The 4,345-nt window shown below is 56.8% G+C and carries 3 protein-coding genes; 2 read left to right on the forward strand and 1 reads right to left on the reverse strand.

The genetic code is table 11. The features are described 5' to 3' along the window. Both istB and D9K61_RS18090 read left to right on the forward strand, forming a co-directional pair. Positions 1-507, forward strand: a 507-nt coding sequence (gene istB / locus D9K61_RS18085) for an IS21-like element helper ATPase IstB (protein WP_162946955.1), incomplete at its 5' end; no start/stop codon positions are given. 390 nt (positions 508-897) lie between these two features. After that, positions 898-3,432, forward strand: a complete 2,535-nt coding sequence (locus D9K61_RS18090; RefSeq protein WP_120634606.1) for a cation:proton antiporter — start codon at positions 898-900, stop codon at positions 3,430-3,432. Positions 3,433-3,804: 372 nt separating this feature from the next. Here D9K61_RS18090 and D9K61_RS18095 read toward each other — a convergent pair. Next, on the reverse strand, positions 3,805-4,345 hold a 541-nt coding region (locus D9K61_RS18095; protein WP_174235114.1), incomplete at its 5' end, for a dienelactone hydrolase family protein.

A 4,345-nucleotide genomic window follows, 5' to 3' on the forward strand; every position in this document is an offset into this window, starting at 1 on the left:
AGCCTCAACAAGATGCAGGTGCTGGAACTGGCGCGCTGTGAATGGATCGACCGCTGCGAAAACGTCATCGCTCTCGGCCCCAGCGGCACTGGTAAGACCCACGTGGCGCTCGGCCTCGGTCTGGCCGCCTGCCAGAAAGGCCTGGCGGTTCGCTTCACAACCGCTGCCGCAATCGTCCACGAGTTGATGGAGGCCCGCGACGAGCGCCAGCTCCTGCGGCTGCAAAAGCAACTGGTGAAACAGAAGCTCCTGATCATCGACGAGCTGGGCTTCGTGCCCCTCAGCAAAACCGGCGCTGAGCTGCTGTTCGAACTGATCTCCCAAAGGTACGAACGCGGCTCCATCATGATCACCTCAAACCTGCCCTTCGATGAGTGGACGGAAACGTTCGGATCAGAGCGCCTCACCGGTGCCTTGCTCGACCGGCTGACCCACCATGTCAGCATCCTGGAGATGAACGGAGAAAGCTATCGTCTGGCACAGAGCAGGGCTCGGCAGAACTCCTAATACGCGGAAAAGATTGGTCCTGACGGACCAAGACGCCTTGGCAACCGCCAGCTATTTGGGAGCGCGTTTGCCAAGGCGTCGGCCACCCAAGCAATGGACGACTTTTGCTCCGCCCCGTGGCAGAATTTTACTCCGCCGTTGACATCTACTTGCGGGCATCTCTACTGCGGCGATTTGGCTGAGGTTCCTTGCATAATCTCGACGGGCCACGCAGACGGCCCATACCAGCCGTTCATTCACCGCGCTGGTGTCGCACTGCGGTCCGTCATTCCTGACATTCGCTGCAACTGCACATTCTGGTCAAATGTAAGTTCACACATTGATTCCACGTGGTCGATCCGGGTTTAAGAGTGGATTCCATTAACTCGAGTTCTCAGGTAATACGTAATAATGGATATCGTCGTCATTACGACCATCATCACTTCTCTTTTTGTTGTAATCGGCGTGGCGGAACCATTGGCTGCACGGTTGCGCCTGCCTTACAGCGTTATCCTTGCCGTCCTGGGTATTGTGATCGGACTTGGCGCGACGTTCTTTCTCAATACTGACTTGACGGATGCGCTGAACCCGGGAGCGCGGGCGATTATTGATTTGCCGATCCGGTCAGACGTCTTCCTCTATGTTTTCCTGCCAACGTTGCTCTTTCAAGCCACACTCGGCATGAACCTGCGCAGGATGCTGGATGACTGGATGCCCATCCTGATGATGGCCGTTGTGGCGGTGATTGTGGCGACCTTCTCCATTGGCTTTGCGCTGAGTTGGGTAAGCGCGCTGCCACTGGCCGCCTGCCTGCTGATTGGCGCCATTGTGTCGACGACTGATCCCTCGGCGGTTGTCAGCATTTTCCGGTCGATCTCGGCACCGCGCAGGCTGTCGCGAATAATCGAGGGCGAAAGCCTTCTTAACGATGCGGCTGCGGTTGCTCTTTTCGGGCTATTCATGAGCTTTGTCATGCTCGGAAGACCCGATCCACCCCTAGGTGAAGCCGTGGGACAGTTTCCGCTGTTGATTGCAGGCGGAGCACTCACCGGTTGGCTCATGGCGCGCCTAGCAGTTTGGCTGATGGCCTTTGTAGATCGCTGGGAAATGGCGCAGATTTCAATTTCCATTGCGCTGCCATACCTCGCCTACATCGTTGCAGAACAAAGCGTCGGGGCGTCGGGTGTCATCGCGGTGGTGGCCGCTGGTCTTACCCTCAACCTCGCAGGCCCCGGTCGTTTGTCACCGGTCGCCTGGACAAATCTGCAAGAAGTTTGGGATCTTCTGGCACATTGGGCAGGCGCGCTGATCTTTATTCTTGCAGCATTACTGATACCGCGATTGCTGGAAGAGGTGCGGCCGTCTGACTTCGGCCTGCTGGTTGTGGTGGTTCTGGCTGCCATGTTCGCGAGAGCGGCAATTCTGTTCGGGTTGCTGCCATTGCTTACGGCAATCGGTCTGTCGCCTGCTGTTGAACGTCGCTATCGCACCGCAATACTGTGGGGTGGGCTGCGTGGTGCCGTGACGCTGGCGTTGGCTCTGGCAGTCACCGAAAGCACGCATATCCCGCTTGAGATCAAGCGCCTGGTCGGCATCCTGGCCACTGGCTTTACGCTGTTTACACTGATTGTTCAGGGCACAACCTTGCGCACGGTGATCACAAAACTGGGGCTCGACAAGCTTTCTCCGCTTGATACAGCCCTGTCGCGTCAGGTGGTCGCGGTCGCCTTGCAATCGGTACGCGAGGACGTGTCCCGCACCGCAGAAAACTATAACCTAACCCATGATATCGTCAGAAACGAAGCCAAACAGTTTAGCGAACGCCTCGACGAGGCTGTAAAGGCCGCCGAAGACAGCGCGCAGATCCTGGATCGTGACCGGGTCACACTTGGCCTTATTGCGCTGGCCGGTGCAGAGCGGGACTCTGTTCTGGCCCGGATGAGAGAGCGCACAATGTCATCGGTTCTGAGTGAGAAGATTCTGTCCGATGCGGATCGGCTCATTGAAGGCGCACGGACCGGTGGGCGGATCGGCTATCAGCGCGCATCAAATCGGTCGGTCGTTTACGGGAGATCTTTTCGGATCGCCGTGTTTCTGCACAACCGGCTTCGAATTTCATTCCCGCTGACGCGTATTACGACGGATCGGTTCGATAGATTGCTCATGCAACGCCTGATCCTGCAGGACCTGGATGGATTCGTCCGTGGCCGCATCCGCAGGATCCACGGCCGCCGGGTTGCGGAGTTGCTGGATGAAGTGTTGGCGCGCCGGTCCGAGGCGGTCGAGACGGCGCTGGACGGTCTGCGACTGCAATATCCAGGCTATGCCGAAAAGCTGGAGCGGCGGTTCATCCGGCGCACCGCACTACGACTGGAAGAACGTGAATACGCGATCATGCGCGAAGACGGGCTTGTGGGCGAGGAGCTTCATTCGGTGTTGATGCAGGAAGTGGCGGAGCGGCGTGCGTTATCTGAAGGGCGTCCGAAATTGGATATCACTCTTAAATGGCGGGATCTGGTCAGGCAATTTCCGCTGTTTTCCGATCTCGACAAGTCTTCGCTCAGGAAACTCAGCAGAGCGCTGCGGACCCGCTATGCCAACGCGGGTGACACGATTATTTCCAAGGATGACCTCGCCCAGAGTGTGTTCTTCATTGCTTCTGGTGCGGTGGAAGTGGAACTCGGCAGGCACAGCACACGGTTGGGTCGAGGTGAGATGTTCGGGCAGTTGGCCATGCTAATGAAGCGGCCCCGTCGCGTAAACGTGCGGGCGCTGGCCCCCTCGACGCTGCTTATGCTGGACGAGGCGAGATTCCGGCGCTTGCTGCGGCGAAGCAAGGCCATGCGGAATTCTGTCAAGATGAGCGCCGACAAGCGCATGATCGACCCTGCGGTGTTGGATCTGGTTGAGTCCGCAGGATCTTCTGAGCAAGGGTCCATTTCCTGAGAGGTCATTAATTGGAAAGGATCCGCAAAAAACAACAGTTTGTTTCACGGACACCAGTCGGGTTCGGTTATGTTAAATGCCTACTCCTATCAGAGGCTTGGTCACTAGAAAACGCCGTCACTACCCTCTACATCTCGGACAATCGCCGAAGTTTCCGACCTCCCATTTTAAGAGCGTCAGTCAAGAAGTGCAGCTGCATGAGACAGCTGCGTACGCGATCTGCGACATATCCGGCCCATTGCAGCCGTTGAACCGGCATTCAAGATGCTGCAGTCGCGCCCGCATTGCCGACATTCGCCGCGCGTGCAAAATCAGTAGTCGCACCAACTCACGCAACACTATCCGGACGAAGCGAACGTCCGATTTGCTCATTCAATTTCGGCTTTCGATACGTGTTAGGTAATCGCTGACTATTTCTTCCCAGAGAGTTGGCTGGAACATCAACCAATGGCCTCTATTGTGGCCTGGAACAGACACGACATGAACTTCACTCTCAGCGCCCATCTCTTCCATTGCTGCAAGATTCGATAGCGAATGCTCAATGCTATAAAACGCGTCGTCCTCGCCATAGGCTGACAACACCTGACCATCAAAAGTGCCGATCCGCCGAAAGAGTATCGGATTGATTTCGGGGTCTCCGAAACGTTCTCCCATCCATCCTCCAACGAARTTAATCACACCGGCAGCGTTTCCTGGATCGTCCCCGGCTTGCATGAGGGCAACAACGCCTCCGCGCGAGAAGCCTGAAAGAAGGACRGGTTCCAAACTCACATTGGGTCGCTGCTGCAACGCTCGCAGCGCAGCGTTTGCATCTACCAAAGCGCGTTCTGCCCCTGCCAACGATATTTGCGTGTCCGGCGAATATCCTTGCGACCGATCGTCAGCAAACCCCTCATCGTACAAACCATCAGAG

Origin of the sequence: Ruegeria sp. EL01 (assembly GCF_900313035.1) — a bacterium.
Taxonomy (GTDB): Bacteria; Pseudomonadota; Alphaproteobacteria; order Rhodobacterales; family Rhodobacteraceae; genus Ruegeria.